This is a genomic window from Rhizobium sp. BK289, assembly GCF_014193575.1.
GTDB classification, from domain to species: Bacteria; Pseudomonadota; Alphaproteobacteria; order Rhizobiales; family Rhizobiaceae; genus Rhizobium; species Rhizobium tropici_C.
Map to the genome: position 1 here is coordinate 64985 of NZ_JACHZO010000021.1, position 24883 is coordinate 89867.

Here is a 24883-nt window from a genome sequence, read left to right on the forward strand (position 1 = left end):
GCGGCATCAGTTCTCGACGGTGAAGCGCACCCTGTCGGCGGCGAAGCGGGAAATCGAATATTGCACGGGGATATTGTCGAGATCCGCATTGAGCGCCTGGGCAACCAATACGATGGCGCCGGGGGATAATTGCAGATCGGTGAGATCGCCTTCATCGGCATGCGTTGCGGTGATCTCGGTGACGACGCGAACGTAATCGGGCACGCCAAGCTCCTTGAATGCCTTGGTGATCGATCCCGTCGCCCGATAGATCTCAGCGATATCGCCAAAACGATCCGCCGGGAACCAGCTGGTGGCGCGCGATACCGGACGATGATCCGCCTGGCCGAGCGTTTCCAGCCGGATCAGCGGCGTACCCGTCTTGATCTTGAGCTGCCGGGCCAATTCGATACTCGCGGCCTCTTCGCCCGATGCAAGCAGCACGCTGCGGGTCTCACGTACCTGGTCGCCGATCCCTTGCGAAAATCGCGTGCGCCTTGAAATCGGGAAGCTTAGTCGCTCCTTGCGCTCAATCAGCGTGCCGCGTCCTTGCACGGCGCGGACAATCCCTTCCTGCGCTAGTGCCGCGAGCGCGCTCCTGATCGTGTGCCTGTTGACGCCGAACTGCAGTGCCAGCACCGTTTCCGGCGGCACCATACCCGTCTGGTCGAAGTCGCCGTGGTTGATCGAGGTCCGAATCCGGTCGGCGATCTGCCGCCAGAGCGCCACGCCCGTTTGCCTCTGGATCTTCTGCCCTGCCATTTCGCCCACTCGCCCTGTCACACGCTTGTCACGACTCGCTAATAGATATAAAACTATCTTGTATGGTTGTCTATATCAATAGACATTTAGAGGAAGGCGCGATGAATTCAGCACAAAGGCAGGAAGCGGCCGCTCAGGAGCGTCGGGAACGCAAGCGCGTCGCCGATCTCTTGGCGCAGGCCGAGCGCGACGAGCTCGAGGCGGCCTGGGAAGCATTGCCGAGCAAGCCGACGGTACAGCCGGTGCGCGGACCGGAGACAGGGCTCGTCATGGTGCGCGGCCGCATCGGCGGCGGTGGCTCCCCCTTTAACCTCGGTGAAGTCACGGTGACACGCGCCACCGTCAGGCTGGCATCCAATACAATCGGGCACGCTCACGCGCTCGGCACGGATCGGGAAAAGGTCCGGCTTTCGGCCATCTTCGATGCCCTCTGGCAGCAGTCGGCCACGAAGGAGTTCGTCGAAAGGGCAATTCTGCAGCCCGTGACCGAACGTATCGAAAACTATGATCGCAAGCGCGCGGAAGAGACGGCGGCAACCCGCGTCGATTTCTTCACCATGGTTCGCGGAGAAGATTGATGAGCCTTTCCAGCACCCCAACCTTCGGCAACGAAGCCCTGACCGGCGGCTTCATCGATCCGGTTTTCGATGCCCAGAGTGTCTTCAAGAAGGCAATGGACGCCATGGCACGTCCGGGCACCCTGCAGACCGTTGAGGCTGACGTCGCGCCGCCCGCTCCACTCGGTGTTGCCGCTGGCGCCATCGGCCTCACCCTTTGTGATCACGACACGTCTGTCTGGCTCTCCAACAGCCTGGCAAGATCAAGCCTGCCGGAATGGCTCGGCTTCCACACCGGAGCGCCCGTCATTTCGGATCGGCTGGAGGCGCAGTTCGCCTTCATCGAAGCCGGCATGGCGCTTTCCTCCTTCAGCCAGTTCGGCATCGGCACCCAGGAATATCCCGATCGGTCGACCACGATCGTTCTGGAAGTCCAAAGCCTGGAGGGCGGCAAGGAACTGGCGCTTTCGGGGCCTGGCATCAAGGATGTGACCATGATCGGCCCGGTTGGGCTGCCGGACGCGTTGCTGCGCATCTGGAACGACAATCGCGCGCTCTTCCCGCGCGGCGTCGATCTCATCCTGACGGCGGACCGGCAATTCCTCTGCCTGCCGCGCACCACCAAGATCACCGCAACGGAGTTGTGACATATGTATGTTGCCGTTAAGGGCGGCGAAGCCGCCATCGCCAATGCTCACCGGCTGCTGGCCGACCGTCGCCGCGGCGACCGCTCGCTGCCGGCAGTCGGCATCGACCAGATCGTGGCGCAGCTGGGGCTCGCCGTCGATCGCGTCATGGCCGAGGGCTCGCTTTATGACCGCACGCTGGCCGCGCTTGCCGTTCGCCAGGCGCGGGGCGACATGATCGAGGCGATCTTCCTGCTCAGAGCCTACCGCACCACTCTGCCGCGCTTCGGTTATTCCCAGCCGCTCGACACATCAGCAATGAAGATCGAGCGCCGCATCTCCGCGACCTACAAGGACTTGCCGGGCGGCCAGCTTCTCGGCCCGACTTTCGATTATACGCATCGCCTGCTCGACCCGAGCCTTTTGACCGACGAACCTGTCGACGAGCCGATGCAGCGGCCGGCGGAAGATGGCCGCGTGATGCGCGTCTCGGAAATCCTCGGCCAGGAGGGGCTGATCGAAGGCGACGGCACCATGCCCATCGATCACGAGATCGGCGACCTGACGCGCGAGCCGCTAGAGTTCCCGATGACCCGCGACCTTCGCCTGCAGGCGCTCGCCCGCGGCGACGAAGGCTTTCTGCTGGCGCTCGGCTATTCGACGCAGCGCGGTTATGGCCGCACCCACCCCTTCACCGGCGAAATCCGCATCGGCGAAGTGGAAGTGGAATTCGAGGTGCCGGAACTCGGCTTTGCCGTCTCGCTCGGCCGCATCCAGGTGACCGAATGCCAGATGGTCAACCAGTTCAGGGGTTCGGCCAAGGCACCGCCGCAGTTTACCCGCGGCTACGGCCTGGTCTTCGGCCAGAGCGAGCGCAAGGCGATGGCCATGTCGCTGGTCGATCGCGCCCTGCGGGCAGAGGAACTCGGCGAAGACATCGTTGCGCCGGCTCAGGACGAGGAATTCGTCATTTCCCACTCCGACAATGTGCAGGCGACGGGCTTCGTCGAACATCTGAAGCTGCCGCATTATGTCGACTTCCAGGCCGAGCTCGACCTGGTGCGGCGCATGCGCCGCGACTTCGAAGCGGCTCGCGACCGCGGCATGGAACCCATGACGGAGGCAGCCGAATGACCGAACTCGCCACCTACAATTTCGCCTATCTCGACGAGCAGACCAAGCGGATGATCCGCCGCGCCATCCTGAAGGCGATCGCCATTCCTGGCTATCAGGTGCCCTTCGCCTCGCGCGAAATGCCGATGCCCTATGGCTGGGGCACCGGTGGCGTGCAGCTGACGGCGGCGATCATCGGCCCGCAGGATGTTCTGAAGGTCATCGACCAGGGGGCCGACGACACGACGAACGCCGTCTCCATCCGCGCCTTCTTCCAGAAGGTCGCCAATGTCGCCGTGACAACCCGCACGGAAGAGGCGACCATCATCCAGACGCGCCACCGCATTCCGGAAGCCAAGCTCGGGCCGAACCAGGTGCTGGTTTACCAGGTGCCGATCCCGGAACCCTTACGCTTCCTGGAGCCGCGCGAGACCGAGACGCGTAAGATGCATGCGCTCGAGGAATACGGCCTCATGCACGTGAAGCTCTATGAGGATATCGCCCGCAACGGACGCATTGCCACGACCTACGCCTATCCGGTCAAGGTCGCCGGCCGCTACGTCATGGACCCATCGCCGACGCCGAAGTTCGACAATCCGAAAATGCATCTGTCGGACGCGCTGCAGCTGTTTGGCGCCGGCCGCGAAAAGCGCATCTATGCCGTGCCGCCCTATACCGAAGTCGTCAGCCTGGATTTCGAGGACCATCCCTTCGAAGTGCAGCGCTTCGACAAGCCCTGCGCGCTTTGCGGGGCGGAGCAGGTCTATCTCGACGAGGTGATCCTCGACGACAAGGGTGGGCGCATGTTCGTCTGCTCGGATACCGATTTCTGCGAGGATCGCCGCGCCCACGGCCATGCCGGGTCTATGCTTGCGCCCGATGGATTGCCGGCTAGCAAGGAGGCTGCCGAATGAGTGACTCACCCCTTCTCAAGGTCAAGGACGTCTCGAAATTCTACGGCAGCCGCATCGGTTGCCGCGATGTGTCCTTCGAACTCTGGCCCGGCGAAGTGCTCGCCATCGTCGGCGAATCCGGCTCCGGCAAGACGACGCTGCTCAACTGCATCTCGACGCGGCTACTGCCGACGACGGGCAGTGTCGAATACCACATGCGCGACGAGACCTATCGCGATCTCTTCCGCATGAACGAGGCCGAGCGCCGCTTCCTGATGCGCACCGACTGGGGCTTCGTGCATCAGAACCCGGCCGATGGCTTGCGCATGACGGTTTCGGCCGGTGCCAATGTCGGCGAGCGGCTGATGGCGATCGGCAACCGTCACTACGGCAACATCCGCAACACGGCTATCGACTGGCTGGAGCGGGTCGAGATCGATGCCGACCGCATCGACGACCAGCCGCGCGCCTTCTCCGGCGGTATGCGCCAGCGCCTGCAGATCGCCCGCAACCTTGTAACCGGTCCCCGCCTCGTCTTCATGGACGAACCGACCGGCGGCCTCGACGTGTCCGTGCAGGCCCGTCTGCTCGACCTGGTCCGTGGTCTCGTCAACGATCTCGGGCTTTCGGCAATCATCGTAACCCACGATCTTGCCGTCGCCCGCCTCCTGTCGCATCGCATGATGGTGATGAAGGACGGCCAGGTGATCGAGCACGGTCTCACCGACCGCGTTCTCGACGATCCGCGCGAACCCTATACGCAACTGCTGGTCTCTTCGATCCTGCAGGTCTGAGGAAGAAACATGGCAACCCCACTCGTCGTTTCCGAAGTCTTCAAAAGCTTCACCATGCATCTGCGCGACGGCATTCGCCTGCCGGTCGTTGCCGATGTCTCCTTCTCCGTCGCCGCGGGCGAATGCGTCGTGCTCGGCGGACCGTCCGGCATCGGCAAGAGCTCGTTGCTGAAGATGATCTATGGCAACTATGCCGTCGACAGCGGCCAGATCCTGGTCACTCACCGGGACAGGATCGTCGATCTCGCCACCGCCGATCCGCGCACCGTGCTCGACGTCCGCCGCCAGACCATGGGCTATGTCAGCCAGTTCCTGCGCACCGTGCCGCGCGTTGCTGCCATCGACGTCGTCGCCGAGCCATTGCTGGCACGCGGCGTGACCGTGAGCGAGGCCCGGGATAGGGCAGCCGAGCTCCTGGCGCAGCTGAACCTGCCGAAGGAACTCTGGCAGTTGCCGCCTGCCACCTTCTCCGGCGGCGAGCAGCAGCGCGTCAACATTGCGCGCGGCTTCATCACCGATCACGCCATCCTGCTGCTCGATGAGCCCACGGCATCGCTCGATGCCCGCAACCGGGCCGTCGTCGTCGATATGATCGAACAGAAGAAGCAGGCCGGCGTCGCCCTTCTCGGCATCTTCCACGATGAAGAAGTGCGCGAGGCCGTCGGCAGCCGCGTTCTCGACGTCTCGCAATTCTCGCCGCGGAAGGCCGCCGCATGAGCCGCAAATTGGGCGAGACGCCCTTCATCAGCCCTTCGGCGAGCGTCAACAATTCGACGCTCGGCCGCTATACCGAAGTCTCCGACCGCTGCCGCATCGATGAAGTCGAGATGGGCGACTATTCCTATATCATGCAGGATGGCGCGGTCTGGTGCGCGACGATCGGCAAGTTCGTCAACATCGCCGCCGCCGTGCGCATCAATGCCACAAACCATCCGACATGGCGCGCCACGCTGCATCACTTCACCTATCGCGCCGCCGATTACTGGCCTGACGCCGATATGGAGACGGATTTCTTCACCTGGCGGCGCGACAACCGGGTCGTCATCGGCCATGACGTGTGGATCGGCCATGGCACCACCATCTTGCCGGGTGTGACGGTCGGCAATGGTGCCGTGATCGGGGCCGGCGCGGTCGTCTCCAAGGATGTCGCGCCCTATACGATCGTCGGCGGCGTGCCGGCCAAGCTGATCCGCGAGCGCTTCACGCCCGAGGTCGGCGCGCGCATGGATAGGCTTGCCTGGTGGGATTGGGATCACGACCGCCTGCGCACAGCGCTTGCCGACTTCCGCGCCCTGTCTGCGGAAGATTTCCTGGATCGCTACGCCGCCTGAGGACGCTTTCGACCCTCATCGGGCTTGCGAGGCGGTGACAAGCGATCCAGCTTTCAGATGATCCTTGCAAGGACGGGATCGAGAGGAGTTTCCATGGCGAAGCAATTTTCCAGCATCGACGACCGGCTGCGCGATTTCATCGCGCGGCAACATATATTCTTCACGGCGTCCGCGACATCGGAGTCCCGTGTCAATGTTTCGCCCCGCGAGACGCTGTGCCTGCGCATCATATCCCCTAACACGGCTATCTATCTCGACCGCACCGGCAGCGGCAACGAGACCGCGGCGCATATGAAGGCCGACGGGCGGCTGACCATCATGTTCTGCGCCGTCGAAGGGCCGCCGATGATCCTGCGCCTCTATGGCCGCGGCCGGATCATCCATCGCTCGTCCGCCGAATATCGGGAATTGCTGCACGCTCACTATGCGGACGAAGAGCCGCTCGGGGCGCGGCAGATCGTATGGCTGGACTTCGATCTCGTACAAACGTCCTGCGGTTTCGGCGTGCCGCTTTTCACCTATGAAGGCGAGAGGCCGAGCCTTGATCAATGGGCGAAAGCCAAGGGTACCGACGGCATTGAGGAATACCGGCGCGAGAAGAACAGCTTCAGCATGGACGGCCTGCCGACAGGTATGTTTGACGGCTAAACTCCAAGGAAAGCCCTCAGCCGGCTAATTTTGCAAAATCGCCGGGAATTGTAACAGCAGTTACATAAAACTGACATTGGAGCTTCATGAAGCGGGACTAATCGGTTGCCTTGTGGTCGGCGCCAGCCCCTTCGAACTCCTTTGGAGACAGAGGCACGCGCCCATTCTTAGCACCGGTACCGCTGAAATTTCTGCAGCCCGGCAGCCGCGAAAGGGAAGCACTATGTTCGAACTCAGGAATGTCTCGCGCCGGTTTGGCAACAAGCTCGCTGTCGATTCCGTGACTTTGGACATTCCGCAGGGACAGATGGTCGGCGTCATCGGCCGTTCCGGCGCCGGCAAGTCGACGCTGCTGCGCATGATCAATCGCCTCTCCGATCCCAGCTCCGGTTCCATCCATTTCGCCGGTACCGAGGTCTCAAAGCTCAGCGGCCGTGCATTGCGCAGCTGGCACCGCGACTGCGCCATGATCTTCCAGCAGTTCAACCTCGTGCCGCGCCTCGACGTGCTCACCAATGTCATGCTCGGCCGCCTCAACCATCGTTCGACGGTGCTGAGCCTTCTCTCCGTCTTCACCCGCGAGGAGCGCATCCAAGCTATTGCGGCGCTGGAGCGCCTCGGCATCGAGCAGACGGCCCTGCAGATGGCCGGCACGCTTTCCGGCGGCCAGCAGCAACGCGTCGCCATCGCCCGCGCCCTGATGCAGCAGCCGAAGATGATGCTGGCCGACGAGCCAATCGCCTCGCTCGATCCGCTGAACGCCAAGATCGTCATGGATGCGCTGCGAGATATCAACGAGCGCGAAGGCATCACCGTCATCACCAACCTGCACACGCTGGATACGGCGCGCAACTACTGCGAACGCATCGTCGGCATGGCAGGCGGCAAGGTCGTCTTCGACGGCAAGCCGAGCGATCTGACGGCAGCAGCCGTCAAGGAAATCTACGGCACCGACAAGGACGGCGCTGGCATCGATGAGACCATGACGTCGACATCAATCAACATTGCCGATCCGGCCGTGCAAGCCGCGGCGACAGAATCTGCCGGCCCGCAACCGCTGGCGCTGGCCGGTCTCTGAGGGGGACGGCCGGGATCGAATGCCCGCGTCAAGGGCGCATTTCTTCTATCAGACCGAAGACATCCGGGGACACCGGTTAATCAGGAGACGAACCCATGTTGAAGAAAGCACTCTTTGCCGCTACGGCGCTCGTTGCGCTCGCAGTCGGCGCTGCTGCCAACGCAGCTGATCTCAAGGAATTCCGCGTCGGCATTCTCGGCGGCGAAAACGAAGCCGACCGCCTGCGCAACTACGCCTGCCTTTCCGACCACCTGAAGAAGGAATTCGGCTTCGAGAAGGTTTCGCTGTTCCCAGCCGCAGACTATAACGGCGTGATCCAGGGCCTGCTCGGCGGCACGCTCGACTTCGCAGAACTCGGCGCTTCCGGCTATGCAGCCGTCGCCATCAAGGACCCGAAGGCCGTTACCCCGATCCTGACCACGCAGCAGACCGACGGTGCGACCGGCTACTACTCCATCGGCCTCGCTCTCAAGTCCTCGGGCATCAAGACGATCACCGACGCCAAGGGCAAAAAGCTCGGCTATGCCGATCCGGACTCCACCTCGGGCTACCTCGTTCCGCTGACGCAGATTCCGAAGACCACCGGCGCCCCGAACGACAAGTTCTTCGCCTCGACCCAGTTCAACGGCGGCCATGAGAACAACTTGCTTGCCGCTTACGACGGCAAGGTCGACGTTGCAGTCGACGACTCCTCGGGCATCGGCAATTTCAAGGATGGCTTCACCTCCGGTACCTTCCGCAAGGCCGTCGACAAGGGCACCGTCGACCCGAACAAGCTCGTCGAAGTCTGGCGCTCGCCGCTGATCCCGAACGGCCCGCTCGTCGTTCGCAACGCTCTCGGCACAGAATGGCAGACCAAGCTGGCCGACTTCTTCTTGAAGCTGCCGACCACCGACGCCAAGTGCTTCAACGCCATCGAAGGCGGCGACTTCAAGGGCTACGTCAAGGTTACCCCGGATTTCTACAACGCCGTTATCGAAGTCCGTAAGGCTGCCATCGGCGGCTGATCTGCATCCCGATAATGGGGCGGCCGGCAACGGCCGCCCTTTTGCTATTCACACCCCTTTGCGATTCACAAGGGCAGGACTTCATGACGATCGCCGATACGCACCCGAACATGCAAAGCGCACCGCAGAGCGCCAAGGAGATCGGCGACGCCTGGAGCAAAATGGTGGCTCGCCGCCGTCTTTACACCGGCATCGGTCTGGTGATCCTGCTCGTTGCCTTCGTCAGCTCGGTGCGCTTCGCCGATGAAAACAACGCCGGGCATTTCTTTGACCGCCTGCCGCATCTCTTCGATTTCCTGAGCTGGCTCATTCCAAAGGACTGGGCTGACGTCTACCGCGCGCTCTTCGACCTGCCGAGCCCGAACGGGGCCAATGGCACCGGCGGCGAGGAGTTCAATTTCCCGCTTGGCCGCGTCTATGTCTGGGGCGATTTCTACATCCCCGAATATTTCGAGCTGATGATCATCACGATCAATGTCGCCCTGGTATCGACCATCATCGGCGTCGTCTTCGCCGTGCCCTTGAGCTTCTTCGCCGCCCGCAACATGTCGCCATCCAATCCGATCCGGCTGGTAACGAAGCGCATCATGGAGCTTCTGCGCGCCTTCCCGGAAATCGTCATCGCCGGCCTATTTTCCGCGATCCTGTCGATCGGTCCCATCGCCGCGATCATCGCCGTCGGCCTGCATACGATCGGCGCGCTCGGCAAGCTCTTCTACGAAGTCGTAGAGAATATCGACATGAAGCCCGACGAGGGCATGCGCGCCGTCGGCGCGAGCTGGAGCGAGCGCGTCCGCTTCGCCGCCCTGCCGCAGGTGCTGCCGAATTTCATGTCCTACGCACTGCTGCGTCTGGAGATCAACGTTCGTGCCTCCACGATCATCGGCGCCGTCGGCGGCGGCGGCATCGGCGAGGAGCTGAAACTTGCGATTTCGCGCGGTTTCGGCGCCAAGACATTGGCGCTGGTGCTACTTCTCTTCCTGACGATCATCGCCGTCGACCAGTTTTCCGCATGGCTCCGCCGCCGTCTGATCGGCGAACATGCCTTCCTTTTGCAGCATTGAGGTTGACCATGTCCATCATCGACGCCGGCCGCATGCAGGAAATCGAAGCGCGTTACCCGGAAATCCTTCACCGGTCCTTCCGCCAGCGCTTCGGTGCCCTGATGATTTTCATCGGCATCATCCTCTACGGCATCTATGCAGTCTGGTTCTTCGATCTGCCGAAAGTCATTTCAGAAGCACGTTGGGAGCGCGTCGGCATCTATCTCAGCGAATGGGTGAGCTATGACGTGCAGCCGGAATTCCGCATCTCCGGCGACAAGATCAGCATCAAGTATCCGCGCTTTTCGCCGCTGGGCGACAATCCGAACCCGGACTGGGTGAAGACCAACCCCGATGGTAGCATGACCGTTTCCGTCAGCGGCTCACGCCGCATGGTAACCGTCACCAAGACGCAGGCGATCGTGACCGCGCACGGCATCACGATTCCGATCGATATTACCGGCGATGTACCGAAAATCGTCGGCTCAGAGCCTGTTCCCAGCTGGATGACCGTCTATGACGACAATATCCTGGTCGATCTCGGCTTTGCTGGCGATGCCAGCATTTCCACCGACCGCGTGAAGATCCGCAAGCGCTTTCTAGGCTGGGCCAACTTCGTCTTCGATACGCATTCGCCCTTCTTCGACAAGCCGGTAAGCGAAGTCATCAGCCTGATCGTTTCGGGCCCGCGGCTCGATCCTGCACAGTCCAATCTCTCGCTGGCATTCGACAATATCTGGAACAATGGCGCCTGGCAGCATGGCGACGTCTGGACCAAGCTGTTCCAGACGATCGTCATGGCCTTCCTCGGCACGCTGCTCGGCTCGCTCGCCGCCTTCCCGCTTGCCTTCATGGCGGCCCGCAACATCACGCCGAACCGGTTGCTCAACCAGGTACTGAAGCGCTTCTTCGACTTCTTGCGCTCGGTGGACATGCTGATCTGGGCGCTGTTCCTGACACGCGCCTTTGGCCCCGGCCCGCTTGCGGGCAGCGGCGCCATCTTCCTCACGGAGACGGGCACGCTCGGCAAGCTCTATTCCGAAGGCTTGGAGAACATCGACAACAAGCCGCGCGAAGGCGTGAAGTCCACCGGTTCGTCGACGATCCTCGTGCATCGCTACGGCATCATGCCGCAGATCGTGCCCGTCATCGTCAGTCAGACGCTCTACCAGTGGGAATCGAATGTGCGCGGCGCGACCATCATCGGCGCCGTCGGCGCCGGCGGTATCGGCCTCAAGCTTTGGGAAGCGATGCGCACCAATGCCAACTGGGAAAACGTCGCCTACATGGTGCTGTTGATCCTGATCGTCGTCTTCCTGTTCGATGCCGCATCCAACGCCTTGCGCTCGCGGCTGATGGGCGCGCGGGTGAATTAAAAAGATCGGTAAAAAATCGTTTCCCATCATCATTCTGTCACGGGAATCCGGTAGCGCAGGCCGGCAAGACCGTAGCGCTCAAACCGGCTTTAGCCGGATTCGAACCGTTACTGCCTTGCTGCTCTTGCGGTTTGTCGCAAATCACCCAACAGTGTCTCGCGCAGCCGATTTTTCCAAGGAATGCAGCCTTGCGCTATGCTCTCTATTTCACGCCGCCCAAAAACGATCCGTTGACATCTCTCGCCGCCCGCTGGCTGGGACGCGATGCATTTTCCGACGAGATTTTTTCCGACAAGGCCATCGGCCCCGTGCCAGCAGGCCATGCCGAACTGACGGCCGATCCGCGCCGCTATGGCTTTCACGCCACGCTGAAGGCACCATTCGAGCTTGCCGCTTCGGTGACCGAGCGCGATCTTCTCGAGGTCGCTGCCGAATTCGCCTCGCAGGCCAAGGCTTTCACCATTCCGGAGCTCGTACTCGGCCAACTCGGCCATTTCTTCGCGCTCGTTCCCGGTTCCGCTTACCAGCCGCTGCAGGATTTCGCCTCCCGTGTGGTAAAAACCTTCGAGCCGTTTCGCGCACCGCTTTCGGACCATGACATCGCCCGGCGTAAGCCGGAGGGCCTGACCGAGCAGCAGCGTGCCAATCTGCTGCGTTGGGGCTATCCTTATGTCAATGACGAGTTCCGTTTCCATATGACCTTGACGGGACGCGTCCCTGCCGAGCGCCAGGCCGAGATGCACGACGTTCTGCGCGAGCGCTTCGCCGACCATACCGGCAAACCGCTCGACATTTCCGGCCTCGCCGTCTTTATCGAAGAAGAGCGGGGTGCTCCCTTTACCGTCCGTTCATGGCTGCCGCTTGCCGGCGCCTAAAATGAAAGAGCCGATATGACCAAAGAAACCGTCCTTTCCAACGCCCGCATCGTCCTTGAAGACAAGATCATCGAGGGCTCCGTGCTGATCCGCGACGGTCGCATTGCCGCCATTTCCGAGGGCAAGTCCAATATGGGCGAGGATTTCGAGGGCGATTATCTGATCCCCGGTCTGGTCGAGCTGCACACCGACCATCTGGAAGCCCATTACTCGCCGCGTCCGGGCGTGCGCTGGAACAAGACGGCGGCGATCCAGGCGCATGACGCCCAGATCGTCACCTCGGGCATCACGACAGTATTCGACTGCCTGCGCATGGGCTCGGACGCCGATGACGGATTTGAAAAGGGCGAGATGCGCGACATGGCAGACGCCATCCAGGCGGCCCAGCGTGAAGACCGCCTGCGCGCCGATCACCTGATCCATCTGCGCTGCGAAGTCTCCTCCGACAATGTTCTCGACCATTTCGAAGATTTCGAGAAAGATCCTTACGTCCGCCTGGTCTCGCTGATGGACCATGCTCCGGGCCAGCGCCAGTTCCAGACCATGGATCAGTACATCTTCTACTATCAGAAGAAGCGCGGGCTCAGCGACGAGGCCTTTGCCAAGTTCATCGCCAAGCGTCAGGAAGAATCGGCCAGGTACGCGAAGCCGAGCCGCGACGCTATCTCCAAGGTCTGTGCCGAACGTGGCATCACCGTTGCAAGCCACGACGACGCGACGCTCGCCCATGTCGACGAGGCCATCAACTACGGCGTTCGCCTTGCGGAATTCCCGACCAGCATCGACGCCGCCAAGGCTTCGCATGGCGCCGGCATGAGCGTGCTGATGGGCGCGCCGAACATCGTGCGCGGCAAGTCGCATTCGGGCAATATCGCGGCCCGCGATCTCGCCGAGCTTGGCGTACTGGATGTGCTTTCCTCCGATTACGTGCCGCTCAGCCTGCTGCATGCGCCTTTCATCCTCGCGGACGAAGTCGAGGGCATTTCGCTGCCCCAGGCGATTGCCATGGTGACGGCGACGCCGGCAAGGACGGTCAGCCTCAATGACCGCGGCCGCATTGCCGAAGGGCTGCGGGCGGATCTCGTGCGCGTACGGCGCGATCACGGCGTGCCGGTCACGCGCTCGGTTTGGCGGGAAGGACGCCGGGTCGCATGAGCCCGGACGCCAATATCAAGCCGGCTAATCTCGGCCTGACGGAAGCGACAGCAGGCACGCTCGCTGTCGTCGTCGGCCCGAGCGGCGCCGGCAAGGATACGCTGATGAATCTGGCTGCCCGGCATTTTGCCGGCCGGCCCGATGTCCACTTCGTGCGCCGCGTGATCACCCGCGATGGCGATGCCGGCAACGAAGACCATAGAAGCGTTTCGGAAGTGGATTTCGATGCGATGGAACAGGCGGGCGCCTTTGCCGTCTCCTGGGAAGCCCACGGCCTGAAATACGGCATCCCGGCCGAAGTCGCCGAGGAACTTGCGCGCGACAATCTGGTGATCGCCAACGGCTCGCGCTCGGCGCTGCACCGCTTCCAGGCCGCATTTCCGCGGCTCAAGGTCATCAACATCACGGCTACGCGCGAAGTGCTGGCCGAACGGCTGATGGCGCGCGGACGCGAGAGCCGCGAAGACGTGCTGAAGCGCCTGGAAAGAAGTGCGCTGACCGTCCAGGGCAGCTACGACGTTGTTGATATTGACAATAGCGGGACGCTCGAAGAAGCTGAACGCGCCATTATTTCGGTGCTGGAAGCGCTGGTTGGGAAGTAGGCGGTTGTGTCACGCCCGGATTATCGCAGTGAATTCGTAGCTACGTCGGGTCGCGAAACTCTCCCCACCTCATGCTGAGGTGCCTTGGCGCGCAAGCGTCAAGGCCTCGAAACAAGAGGTGGCCCGGTAGAGTATCTTCACCCGCCCCCGTGGTTTGAGGCTTCGGCCCTTCGACAAGCTCAGGAGCCTCCGCACCTCACCATGAGGGCTGATCTCCTCGATGCACCCAATGCAGCTTCAGTGCGCCTCATCCCAATTATGGGCAGCGCGCGCGTCGACCTTCAGCGGCACGGCCATATCGACCGCTGGCATGGCGGCGTTTTCCATGACCGAGACGATGATCGGCGTGGTGCGCTCGACATCGGCGTCCTCGACTTCGAAGATCAGTTCGTCGTGAACCTGCAGCAGCATGCGGACGCGATCGCCCAAGCCGGCCGAAGCCAGTGCCGGCTCCATCTTGATCATGGCGCGACGGATGACGTCGGCAGCTGATCCCTGGATCGGCGCATTGATCGAGGCGCGCTCGTTGAAGGCGCGGACGGAGGGATTGGACGAGCGGATTTCGGGGAAATGGATGCGACGGCCGAAGATGGTCTCGACATAGCCCTTGTCGCGCGCCGCCTGCTTGGCGCCCTCCATGTAATCGCGGATGCCCGGGAAGCGCTCGAAATACCTCTTGATGTAGTCGCCGGCTTCCGAGCGCTCGATCGAGAGCTGGTTGGCAAGGCCGAAGGCAGAGATGCCGTAGATGATGCCGAAGTTGATCGCCTTGGCGCGGCGGCGCACTTCGCTCGGCATGCCGTCCACCGGCACACCGAACATTTCGGAGGCCGTCATGGCGTGAATGTCGATGCCGTCCTCGAAGGCCTGCTTGAGCTGTGGGATATTGGCGACATGCGCCAGCACGCGCAGTTCGATCTGGCTGTAGTCTGCCGAGACGAGCTTGTGGCCCGGTGTCGAAATGAAGGCCGTGCGGATCTTGCGGCCTTCCGCCGTGCGTACCGGAATATTCTGCAGGTTCGGCTCGGAGGAGGACAGGCGCCCCGTCGTGGTCGAGGCCAGCGAATAGGAGGTGTGAACACGCTTCGTCTCGGGATGGACATAGCTCGGCAGCGCATCCGTATAGGTGGATTTCAGCTTGGTGAGCTGACGCCAGTCGACGATCTTGCGCGGCAGTTCGAAGCCGGCGGCCGCCAGATCCTCCAGCACCTGCGCCGAGGTGGACCATTGCCCGGTCTTAGTCTTGCTGCCGCCGGCCAATCCCATCTTGCCGAAAAGGATGTCGCCGAGCTGCTTCGGAGAGCCGATATTGAAGCGTTCGCCAGCCAGATTGTAGATCTCGTCCTCGAGAGCGGCGGCGCCCTGCGCCAGCTCGCCGGAAAGGCGAGAGAGGATCTGCCGGTCGATTGTGATACCGCGCTCTTCCATGTGGGCAAGCACCGGCACCAGAGGCCGTTCCAACCGCTCATAGACGACAGAGAGTTTTTCTGCCGCAAGTCGTGGTTTCAGCACCAGCCAAAGACGCAGCGTCACATCGGCATCCTCGGCAGCATAGGCCGTGGCGCGGTCGATATCGACGAGATCGAAGGTGACGTTGGACTTGCCGCTGCCGGCCACATCCTTGTAGGCGATCGGCTTATGGCCGAGCCAGCGTTCCGAAAGGCTGTCCATGCCGTGCGTGGCGTTGGAGCCGCCGTCGAGCACGTAGGAGAGCAGCATCGTGTCGTCGAACGACTTCATCTCGATGCCGTAGCGCTTCATCAAAAGGTAGTCGTATTTCAGGTTCTGCGCGATCTTCAGGATGGAGGCATCTTCAAGCAGATCCTTCAGGCGCGCCAGCGCATCGCGAACCGGAATCTGATTGTCGGCCAGGCCACCGCCCAGCAGATCGCCGACACCGGTCTTGTGGCCGAGCGGTACATAGGCGGCGCGGATGGAAGAACCCGAGGGATCGTTGCGGTTGTCGGCGATCGCCAGCGAGAAGCCGACGATTTCGGCCTGCATCGCATCGAGCGAGGTCGTTTCGGTGTCGAAGGCGACGATGCCGGTTTCGCGCGCATCCGCGATCCATCGGTCGAGCGTGGCGATATCGCGGATGGTCACATATTTCGAATGATCGATCGGCGCGCTTGCGAAACTTGCGGCGCGGGCCTTGGCGAGATCCTCGGGCGCAGCAGTGCCATCCAAAGCCAGGCGCGCCTTGGCCGATGGCGCCGGGACGGTCGCGCCCTCGGCTTCGACGGTGCTGCCGGCGACGAGATCGACATTCTCGCCGACATCGAGATCGGGGCCATGAGCGCCCTCGCCCCATTCGATCTTGACGACGGCGGGCTCGATCGCCGCCGCATCACAATCGCAGGCCTCCGCCACACGCCGCGTGAGCGTGGTGAATTCCATCGCCTTCAGGAAGCCGATCAGCTTCGGGCCGTCCTGCGGATCGAGCACCAGCGCATCGAGCGCGAGCTCCAGCGGCACATCGGTCCTGAGCGTCACCAGCTGGCGGGAAATGCGGGCAAGCTCGGCATTGGCGATGATGTTTTCGCGGCGTTTCTGCTGCTTGATCTCGTCGGCGCGGGCAAGCAGCGTGTCGAGATCGCCGAACTCTTCCAGAAGCTGGGCGGCCGTCTTCGGGCCGATGCCGGGAATGCCGGGGACGTTGTCGATCGAGTCACCCGTCATCGCCTGCAAGTCGATCATCTTGTCCGGCGGCACGCCCCATTTCTCGACGACGTCGGGAATGCCGATCTGCTTATCCTTCATGCTGTCATACATGTGGACCATCGGCGTGACGAGCTGCATCAGGTCCTTGTCGGACGAGATGATCGTCACGTCTGCGCCGGCTGCCTCCGCTTGACGAGCGTAGGTGGCGATGATGTCGTCGGCCTCGAAGCCGTCGGTCTCGATGCAGGGCAGGTTGAAGGCGCGGGTCGCCTCACGGATGAGGCCGAATTGCGGGATCAGCTCCTCCGGCGGCGCCGAACGGTTCGCCTTGTATTCCGGGAAAATGTCCTTGCGGAAGGTCTTCGAAGAATAGTCGAAGATCACGGCGAAGTGCGTGGGCGTCACACCCACGGAGGTATCGCGCGCCGAGGTCAGCAGCTTCCACAGCATATTGCAGAAACCGGAGACGGCGCCAACAGGCAATCCGTCGGACTTGCGCGTCAGCGGCGGCAGGGCGTGAAAGGCCCGGAAAATGAAACCGGAGCCGTCGACGAGGAAAAGATGATCACCTTTTTTCATGGAAGCATGGATAGCGTGGCGCACTTCCAACGTCCATATAAACTTCTGCTTTTGCAGCCTGTGGAAAGAGCGAAATCTCTCACCGAAACGTTACTAAGTTTTAATCAATCTAATCTGCGCATTCCCTTGAAAAACCACATTCGGAATCTCAAATCATATTCACCGGCGATTGATTTGCCGAGGGTCTGACAACCGGCCTGTCCCCCGCCATGTCAGACTTGGACAAAGGCCTATCCCCTCTCCGGGCCTTTGTCCCCCCTTTTACGAGCCGCCATGGCAAACCTCCAGGCCATGGCGGCTTTTTCATGCCGAAAGATGCAACCTAAAAACGTGAAAAAAGCGCCTGAAGTTGCTGATTTTCGAGTAGCTCTACCCAAGAAATTGCCGATTGTCTTGATTCTGAATTGTCGGCATATTTGCAATCATGGGATTTAATCGGATGGACTCCGCCGCCTACCTTGCCAGTCAAATGGCAAAGGGATTTGCTCGCTCGTTACACCAACGCGCGGCGAAACTCGGTTTTTCCCCCGGTCAGTTTCCGATCCTGCTGGAATTATGGTCCGAAGACGGCCTCACCCAGAAACAATTGCTGGAACGGGTCGATATCGAGCAGGCGACGATGGCCAATACGCTGTCGCGCATGGAGCGCGATGGGCTGGTGGAGCGCCGCCCGCATCCATCGGACAAGCGGGCACAACTGATCTTCCTGACGAGCCGGGCGGCGGCGATGGAGGCGGAGGCTATCGAAGCGGCGATGGCCGCGGATACGGACCTCCTGAAAGATTTCCGCCATTTCGAGCGCGAACTTCTGCTGGAATATATCCGGCGCGTCCTGGACAACGCCAAGCAGCTCTAGTGGGTTCAGCTTTTCAATCTCCGAGCCGCTCTATCTCTTTGTTGTCACGCAATTCCGGACGAAAACCGCTCCGCACGTTTCCTGGGACTCTAGGATTGCCCGACCGCCTTGACCAAGACAGCGTGATGCTGACTGGGCCCGACGTCCGGCTTGCCGAAGAATATCCCTTGAAGCTGCGCGCAACCCTCCTCGATGACGATGCGGCGCTGGGTTTCCGTTTCCACGCCTTCCGTCACGACGGGCATGTTCAGGCTATGCCCGAGGCCAATGATGGCGCGCACGATCGAACGCGCCGCGGGATCGTGTTCGAGTGCGCCGGTGAAGCTGCGATCGACCTTGATCTTATCGAAGGGAAAGGCGCGTAGGTTGCTGAGCGAGGAAAAGCCGGTGCCGAAATCATCCATGACCACGCGCACACCGAGGCGGTGCAGCCGCTGCAATGTCGCGATGACAACCGCCCGCTCGCGCATCAGGGCCGCTTCAGTGATCTCCAGCTCGAGGCGCCGCGGCTCAAGACCGGTTCTTCGCAGAATGCCTTCGATCTGGTCATAGAGGGTGGGGATCATGAATTGCAGAGGCGAGAGGTTGACGGCGACATTCGCAGGCTCGCTCCAGCGCATCGCTTCCTGGCATGCCTGCTGCAGCACCCATTCACCGATCGCGACGATCGATCCGCTCTCCTCGGCAATGGGAATGAAGGTTTCCGGATCGATCAAGCCCCGATCCGGGTGCGCCCAGCGCAGCAGTGCCTCGTAGCCGCTGACGCTGTCGCTGCCGACATCGTAGATCGGCTGATATTCCAGAAAGAGCTGCCTGCGCAGAATGGCCTGGCGCAGGTCGTTCTCAAGCTGGCGGCGCATGCGCACGGCCTTGTCCATTTCGGCATCGAAGAAACAGGCATGGCCCCGGCCAGCTCGCTTGGCGCGATAAAGCGCCGTATCCGCATTGGCATACAGCTGCTCGGCGCTGGCGCCGTCACGCGGATAGATGGCGATGCCGAGACTGACACCGACGGCCGTCGGATCACGCGCCATGTCCATCTCCATGGCGAATTCGGCAAGAATGCGCTCAGCAAGACGCGTGGCGCCTGCGGGCTGCTGGCGCTTGGGCTGGATGATGGCGAATTCGTCGCCGCCGAGCCTCGCCACCGTATCGCCCTCTTCGATGATGTGTTGCAGGATGCCGGCGACCTTGCAAAGGATGCGATCTCCTTCGGCATGGCCGAAGACGTCGTTGATCGCCTTGAAGCGGTCCAGGTCCAGGCAGAAGACGGCGACTTCGCCGCCTTTGCGGTCGGCCACCTGCAGCGCCTGCCGCATGCGTTGGTCGAATAGCGAGCGGTTGGGCAGGTCCGTCAGAATATCATGATGGGCCAGATGCTCGATCATCTGCTGTGCCTGGCGCCGTTCCGTCAGGTCGCGCACGACCAGTACGCTGCATTCATGGCCGCGATAGGTGATGGAACGCCGCACGGTTTCGACGGGGATCGATTTGCCGTCTGAACCCGAAAGCGTCGTCTCGAGTGGAATGGCCGCATCGGCGTGAGCCTCCATGTCGAGCGTCAGGAAGGCTTCGGGCGCGACGCCCGTCACCTGCTGGGCGGACCATCCGGAAATGGCAAAGAAGCGCTCGTTCGCATCGATGATTCTGCCGTCGCGGACGATGAGCAGTCCTTCGAGCGAAGCGTTGACGAAGCCGCGGAGATCGGTCAGATGGCGATCGATGAAGATCGCTCCGAGAGCGATGAGAATAAGGCACGTCGCGGCAGCCATGACGATGCCGGCAAGGATGCTACGATCGATAGAGACGATGGTGGCGAATATATCCGCTTCCGGCGTCAGCGTCACACCGCTCATCGCGGTGAAATGCAGCGAGCAAATTGCCAGCAGCAGGAGAAAGGCGCCGGCAATGATGCGCCTGAGGCCATGAAGGCTGCGAAATGCGAGGAAGGCCAGCGAGGAGAAGACGGCACCGACGGCGATGGAAATGACGACGCGCTGCAAGTCATAGGAAAGCTCTGCCGAGGCCTCGATGGCCTGCATGCCGCTGAAGTGCATGGCGCCAATTCCAAACGCCATCAGGATGCCACCGACAGCAAAGGAAACGCCGTTATCCCACTCGAAGGCGATGGCAACAGCAAGCCAGGAGCCTATGATGGCAAGAACCACCGAAAGCACGGTCAGCGAAAGACCATAGTAGATGGGAAGGCTGCTCTGATAGGCGAGCATGGCGATGAAATGCGTCGCCCAGATGCCGATACCGCTGGCAAAGGCTGCAGCGGCTATCCAATAGCGACGCTGATGCGACTGGCATTCCTGCGCACGGGAGAACAGAAGCATGGTGGCAAGACTGCCGATGAGGCAAATGACTGCCGCAACGAGAATGAGCCTGAAGTCATGATCGTCACGAATGCATGCAATCACTGAAAACATTACACGTCTCCAGAATATTCTTCTGGATCACGTTATTTCTAATACTCTAAAAAACTTGTAAACTACATACGCAACTAATCACATAAGATCGAGCTCAACCCAAACCGGCAAGCTGCGGTAAATTTTCAATTTTAACGCCTCGAAACCAACCGGGCTTTGGTCTATCGTCCCTCCAAATCTCATGTAAGGAGTCGGATATGACCGATCTATCGCCCGTTCTCGATCGCGCCGATCAGAACCTCCCCTCCAGCCTCGACAATCTCTTCGAACTGCTGCGCATCAAGTCCATTTCGACGGATCCGGACTATAAGGCGGAATGCCGTAAGGCGGCGGAATGGCTGGTCGCCTATCTGAACTCGCTCGGCTTTACAGCCTCCGTGCGCGACACGCCCGGCCATCCAATGGTGGTCGCCCATCACGATGCCGGCAGTGCCGATGCGCCGCATGTGCTCTTCTACGGCCACTACGACGTGCAGCCAGTCGATCCGATCGAGCTTTGGGAAAGCGATCCCTTCGCCCCCGCAATCAAAGACCTGGGCAACGACCGCAAGGTTCTGGTCGGCCGCGGCACGTCCGACGACAAGGGGCAGCTGATGACCTTCGTGGAGGCGGTGCGCGCCTATAAGGAAACCAGGGGCGCGCTTCCGGTGCGCATCACCATCCTCTTCGAAGGCGAGGAGGAATCCGGCTCGCCCTCGCTCAAGCCGTTCCTCGAGGCCAATGCCGCCGAGCTGAAGGCGGATTTTGCCCTCGTCTGCGATACCGGCATGTGGGATGGTGAAACGCCGTCGATTTCAGCCAGCCTGCGCGGCCTCGTCGGCGACGAGATCATCATCAACGCTGCCGACCGCGACCTGCATTCGGGCATGTTCGGCGGTGCCGCTGCCAATCCGATCCACATCCTCTCCGATATTCTCGCCGGCCTGCATGACGAGACCGGGCGCGTAACGCTCGACGGCTTCTATGACGGCGTCGAGGAAACGCCTGCCAATATCAAGGCCTCCTGGGAAACGCTCGGGATGACTACGGAAAAATTCCTCGGCGAGGTCGGCCTATCCATTCCCTCGGGCGAAAAGGGCCGTTCGGTGATGGAGCTGATCTGGGCGCGGCCGACCGCGGAAGTCAACGGCATCACCGGCGGCTACACCGGCGCCGGCTTCAAGACCGTGATCGCCGCCAAGGCATCGGCGAAGGTCTCCTTCCGTCTCGTCGGCCGGCAGAACCCGGCGGCGATCCGCGAGAGCTTCCGCGCCTATGTGCGCTCGAAAGTTCCTGGGGATTGCTCGGTGGAATTCCATGAACACGGCGGCTCGCCGGCTATTCAGCTTTCCTACGACTCGCCCGTACTGAGCAAGGCGAAGATGGCACTTTCCAACGAGTGGCCGAACCCCGCCATCGTTGTCGGCGAAGGCGGCTCGATCCCGATCGTCGGCGACTTCCAGAGGATGCTTGGCATGGAGTCGCTGCTCGTCGGTTTCGGCCTCTCCGACGACCGCATCCATTCACCGAACGAGAAATACGAGCTGCGCTCCTATCACAAGGGCATTCGTTCCTGGATCCGCATCCTCGACGCACTCGCCGGCTAAGCAATTTGCGGGACGCGCAGCCTTCTCCGCGCGTCCCGCACTGTTCCCGCCTCGACGGCACGGCATGCCGTCAGCCGGACCGAGCGGTGAGGCTGCCCTCGCGTCTTCCGGCCGAGATCAATGAGATAGGACATGGGAATCTGGATCGATACCGACATGGGGTTCGATGACATCGCCGCTATCCTGGTGGTGGCACATTCGGATCTCGTCATCGACGGCGTTTCGCTTGTCAGCGGCAACGCGCCCCTGTCCCATGTCCGGGCCAATGCGGCGAGCGCGGCCGCGGTCTTCAACTGGACCTTTCCAATCCATACCGGCCGCGAGCTGCCCGTGCTCTGCAGGCTGGAAACGGCGCAAGGCATTCTCGGCCAGACCGGCATTCCCAGCACAGGCCGAAGCCTGCCGCCAGCCGATGCGCTTCCGGCAAGCGACGCTTTTACGGCGCTCTGCAACTGGCTGGCCGACGGCGACGTGCCGAAGCGCATCCTGGCGCTCGGGCCGCTTACCAATGTCGCCGCCTTGGCACTGGCACGGCCGGATCTCGCCGCCCGCATCGACGAGGTGACCTGGATGGGCGGCGGCGTCACATCCGGCAACCACACGGCATCGGCGGAATTCAACGCCTTTGCCGACCCTGAAGCGCTCGCCATCGTGTTGGCGCATGCCCTGCCGTTGCGCATGATTGATCTCGATATCTGCCGGAAGGTGCTGGCTTCACCCAAAGATGTCGCCCGCATCCGCGAGATCGCCGGCGAAAAGGCGCAGCTGCTCGCCGATTTGCTGGAAGGCTACGTCAACATCGCCATCAGCCGCGGCAGACCGGCGATGGCGATCTACGATCCGACGGCAGCGGCCATCTTCGTCGAACCAGGGATCGCAACGCTTCGGCACGCCCGGATCGACGTGGAACTATACGGGCAGCATACGCGCGGACGTACCGTCATCGAAATGCGCGCCTCGCATGCCGAGTTCAACGCCCATTTCGCCGCCGAAATCGATGCGGAGCAGGCACGCGGAATCATATTCGACGCGCTGCTTCGGGAGGCCGGCCGATGAACAGGGATGGCGACGAACCGGCGGACCTGAATGTTCCGGAGCTGCGTTTACGCGCGGTCGCCGCAGCACGCGGCGATCAAGCCTTCGATCTACTGATTGCCGGCGGCCGCCTTGTCGACATGGTGACCGGGCAGATCCGCGCCGCCGATATCGGCATCGTCGGCCCATTGATCGCAAGCGTGCATGCGCCCGGCACCCGTACCGACGCGACGCGGACGGTCGATGCCGAGGGCTGCTTCCTTTCGCCCGGCCTGATCGACACGCATATGCATATCGAAAGCTCGATGGTGGCGCCTGCGATCTATGCCGAAGCCGTCCTGCCGCGCGGGGTGACGACCATCGTCTGGGATCCGCATGAGTTCGGCAACGTCCACGGCCTCGATGGCGTGCGCTGGGCGATCGAGGCCACACGGCAACTGCCGCTGCGCGTGATACCGCTGGCGCCGTCCTGTGTGCCTTCCGCACCGGGCCTGGAGATCGCAGGCGCCGATTTCGACGCGGCAGTAATGGCCGAGATGCTGACATGGCCCGATATCGGCGGCGTGGCCGAGGTCATGACCATGCGCGGCGTCATCGACGGCGATCCGCGCGCCACCGGTATCGTCAATGCCGGATTGCTTTCGGGCAAGATGGTTTGCGGCCATGCCCGCGGGCTCGAGGGTGCCGATCTCAACGCCTTCATGGCTGCCGGCATCTCCTCCGACCATGAGCTGACGTCCGGCGCCGATCTTTTGGCAAAACTTTCGGCGGGCCTTGCCATCGAGCTGCGCGGCTCGCACGACCATCTGCTGCCGCAATTCGTCGACGTCATCAACGATCTCGGCTTCCTGCCACAGACCGTGACGCTCTGCACCGACGACGTCTTTCCAGACGAGCTTCATGACGGCGGCGGTCTCGATGATGTGGTGCGCCGCCTCGTGCGCTACGGACTGAAGCCCGAATGGGCCTTGCGGGCAGCGACCCTCAATGCAGCCATGCGGCTGGGGCGCAGCGATCTGGGCCTGATCGCGGCTGGACGACGCGCCGACATCGTGCTTTTCGAAGATTTGTCGAGCTTCAAGGCGCGGCATGTGATCGTCAATGGTGCGGCAGTCGCCGAGGCCGGCCGGATGATCGGTCCGATCGAACTGGCCGATGCCGCACCGCTCCGCAACTCGATCAAGCTGAGATCGTTCAGCGACAACGATTTCCGTGTGGCGGCGACGGGCGACCGCGTCCGGCTTGCGACCATAGATCGGCCGCGCTTCACGCAATGGGGCGAAACGCAAGCCGATGTGGAAAACGGCTTTGTCGTGCCGCCGGCGGGAACGGCGATGATTGCCGTCGCCCATCGTCATGACAAGGCGGACGGCCGGCCGCGCGTCGGCTTCCTGACGGGCTGGGGCGAATGGCGCGGCGCCTTCTGCACCACGGTTTCTCATGACAGCCACAACCTGACGGTTTTCGGCGGCAATGCAGACGATATGGCGATTGCCGCCAACGCTGTCATTAAGGCCGGCGGCGGACTTGCGGTGGCACGCGACGGCAGGATCGAGGCGCTGCTGCCGCTGCCGCTCTCCGGGCTGGTCAGCGATGCGCCGCTCGCAGAAGCCGCCAATGCCTTCCGCGCCGTCCGTGAGGCGATCGATACCATCGTCGACTGGAACCCGCCCTACCTCGTCTTCAAGGCCTGCTTCGGCGCAACGCTTGCCTGCAATGCCGGCCCGCACCAGACGGATCGCGGCATTGCCGATGTTACGATCGGTAGGGTGTTGGAGACGCCGGTGCTTGGGGAGGTGTAAGTTCTTCACCTGCGATCGGCTGCGCGTTCGTGGATGGTGCGCCCCTACTGTCACTATCGTGACAAAGGGGTATCGAAGCTGCGGCAAACTCGC

The 24883-nt window shown here is 62.0% G+C and carries 22 protein-coding genes; 19 read left to right on the forward strand and 3 right to left on the reverse strand.

Features of this window, described 5'->3' with window-relative positions:
• Positions 1-6: 6 nt before the first annotated feature.
• Positions 7-741 (reverse strand): phosphonate metabolism transcriptional regulator PhnF, encoded by a 735-nt coding sequence (gene phnF / locus FHT84_RS28790; protein ID WP_183765496.1) that lies wholly within the window; start codon positions 739-741, stop codon positions 7-9.
• Positions 742-842: 101 nt separating this feature from the next.
• Here phnF and phnG point away from each other — a divergent pair, with 101 nt between their 5' ends.
• The 15 genes from phnG (at position 843) to phnN (ending at position 13839) form a co-directional block, all read left to right on the forward strand.
• Positions 843-1319, forward strand: a complete 477-nt coding sequence (gene phnG / locus FHT84_RS28795) for a phosphonate C-P lyase system protein PhnG (protein WP_112341828.1) — start codon at positions 843-845, stop codon at positions 1317-1319.
• On the forward strand, positions 1319-1945 hold the full coding sequence (phnH, locus tag FHT84_RS28800; protein WP_183765499.1) for a phosphonate C-P lyase system protein PhnH: 627 nt from the start codon (positions 1319-1321) through the stop codon (positions 1943-1945). Before phnG ends, phnH begins: the two co-directional genes overlap by 1 nt.
• A gap of 3 nt (positions 1946-1948) precedes the next feature.
• A complete protein-coding gene (locus tag FHT84_RS28805) occupies positions 1949-3058 on the forward strand; it encodes a carbon-phosphorus lyase complex subunit PhnI (protein WP_183765502.1) in 1110 nt (369 codons plus the stop codon).
• The gene (locus FHT84_RS28810) at positions 3055-3951 is read left to right on the forward strand and encodes an alpha-D-ribose 1-methylphosphonate 5-phosphate C-P-lyase PhnJ (RefSeq protein ID WP_112341825.1); all 897 of its coding nucleotides are present in this window, start codon (positions 3055-3057) and stop codon (positions 3949-3951) included. The genes FHT84_RS28805 and FHT84_RS28810 overlap by 4 nt, the downstream gene beginning before the upstream one ends.
• On the forward strand, positions 3948-4724 hold the full coding sequence (phnK, locus tag FHT84_RS28815; protein WP_015338361.1) for a phosphonate C-P lyase system protein PhnK: 777 nt from the start codon (positions 3948-3950) through the stop codon (positions 4722-4724). The genes FHT84_RS28810 and phnK overlap by 4 nt, the downstream gene beginning before the upstream one ends.
• A gap of 9 nt (positions 4725-4733) precedes the next feature.
• Complete coding sequence (gene phnL / locus FHT84_RS28820; RefSeq protein ID WP_113250892.1) at positions 4734-5441, forward strand: phosphonate C-P lyase system protein PhnL; 708 nt, start codon at positions 4734-4736, stop codon at positions 5439-5441.
• Positions 5438-6055 carry a DapH/DapD/GlmU-related protein gene (locus tag FHT84_RS28825; protein ID WP_183765505.1) on the forward strand — a complete coding sequence of 206 codons (618 nt, stop codon included), beginning with the start codon at positions 5438-5440 and terminating at the stop codon, positions 6053-6055. Before phnL ends, FHT84_RS28825 begins: the two co-directional genes overlap by 4 nt.
• A gap of 93 nt (positions 6056-6148) precedes the next feature.
• On the forward strand, positions 6149-6703 hold the full coding sequence (locus tag FHT84_RS28830; protein WP_112341822.1) for a pyridoxamine 5'-phosphate oxidase family protein: 555 nt from the start codon (positions 6149-6151) through the stop codon (positions 6701-6703).
• A 223-nt stretch (positions 6704-6926) separates the two neighbouring features.
• Positions 6927-7781: a phosphonate ABC transporter ATP-binding protein gene (gene phnC / locus FHT84_RS28835; protein WP_113250889.1), complete on the forward strand. Its 855-nt coding sequence runs from the start codon at positions 6927-6929 to the stop codon at positions 7779-7781.
• A 95-nt stretch (positions 7782-7876) separates the two neighbouring features.
• Positions 7877-8788 carry a phosphonate ABC transporter substrate-binding protein gene (phnD, locus tag FHT84_RS28840; protein ID WP_112341820.1) on the forward strand — a complete coding sequence of 304 codons (912 nt, stop codon included), beginning with the start codon at positions 7877-7879 and terminating at the stop codon, positions 8786-8788.
• A gap of 83 nt (positions 8789-8871) precedes the next feature.
• Positions 8872-9852: a phosphonate ABC transporter, permease protein PhnE gene (phnE, locus tag FHT84_RS28845; protein WP_113250887.1), complete on the forward strand. Its 981-nt coding sequence runs from the start codon at positions 8872-8874 to the stop codon at positions 9850-9852.
• An 8-nt stretch (positions 9853-9860) separates the two neighbouring features.
• Positions 9861-11207, forward strand: a complete 1347-nt coding sequence (phnE, locus tag FHT84_RS28850; protein WP_183765508.1) for a phosphonate ABC transporter, permease protein PhnE — start codon at positions 9861-9863, stop codon at positions 11205-11207.
• Positions 11208-11395: 188 nt separating this feature from the next.
• Complete coding sequence (locus FHT84_RS28855) at positions 11396-12082, forward strand: DUF1045 domain-containing protein (RefSeq protein ID WP_113250885.1); 687 nt, start codon at positions 11396-11398, stop codon at positions 12080-12082.
• A gap of 15 nt (positions 12083-12097) precedes the next feature.
• Positions 12098-13237: an alpha-D-ribose 1-methylphosphonate 5-triphosphate diphosphatase gene (locus FHT84_RS28860; protein ID WP_183765511.1), complete on the forward strand. Its 1140-nt coding sequence runs from the start codon at positions 12098-12100 to the stop codon at positions 13235-13237.
• Entirely contained in the window at positions 13234-13839 is a 606-nt protein-coding gene (gene phnN, locus FHT84_RS28865) for a phosphonate metabolism protein/1,5-bisphosphokinase (PRPP-forming) PhnN (protein ID WP_112341815.1), read from the forward strand. Before FHT84_RS28860 ends, phnN begins: the two co-directional genes overlap by 4 nt.
• 237 nt (positions 13840-14076) lie before the next feature.
• Here phnN and polA read toward each other — a convergent pair whose 3' ends face one another.
• Entirely contained in the window at positions 14077-17079 is a 3003-nt protein-coding gene (polA, locus tag FHT84_RS28870) for a DNA polymerase I (RefSeq protein WP_113250883.1), read from the reverse strand.
• A gap of 439 nt (positions 17080-17518) precedes the next feature.
• On the opposite strand from polA, the gene FHT84_RS28875 reads away from it, so the two are divergent.
• Positions 17519-17935, forward strand: a complete 417-nt coding sequence (locus FHT84_RS28875) for a MarR family transcriptional regulator (protein ID WP_112341813.1) — start codon at positions 17519-17521, stop codon at positions 17933-17935.
• Between the two features lie 89 nt (positions 17936-18024).
• On the opposite strand, the gene FHT84_RS28880 is transcribed toward FHT84_RS28875, so the two are convergent.
• Positions 18025-20367: an EAL domain-containing protein gene (locus tag FHT84_RS28880; RefSeq protein WP_112341812.1), complete on the reverse strand. Its 2343-nt coding sequence runs from the start codon at positions 20365-20367 to the stop codon at positions 18025-18027.
• Between the two features lie 197 nt (positions 20368-20564).
• On the opposite strand from FHT84_RS28880, the gene FHT84_RS28885 reads away from it, so the two are divergent.
• The 3 genes from FHT84_RS28885 (at position 20565) to FHT84_RS28895 (ending at position 24790) form a co-directional block, all read left to right on the forward strand.
• The gene (locus FHT84_RS28885; RefSeq protein WP_113250882.1) at positions 20565-21953 is read left to right on the forward strand and encodes a M20/M25/M40 family metallo-hydrolase; all 1389 of its coding nucleotides are present in this window, start codon (positions 20565-20567) and stop codon (positions 21951-21953) included.
• Between the two features lie 132 nt (positions 21954-22085).
• Positions 22086-23009, forward strand: coding sequence for a nucleoside hydrolase (locus FHT84_RS28890; protein ID WP_113250881.1), 924 nt, complete (start codon positions 22086-22088; stop codon positions 23007-23009).
• Positions 23006-24790, forward strand: a complete 1785-nt coding sequence (locus tag FHT84_RS28895; protein WP_183765514.1) for an adenine deaminase — start codon at positions 23006-23008, stop codon at positions 24788-24790. The genes FHT84_RS28890 and FHT84_RS28895 overlap by 4 nt, the downstream gene beginning before the upstream one ends.
• The last annotated feature ends 93 nt before the right edge of the window (positions 24791-24883 follow it).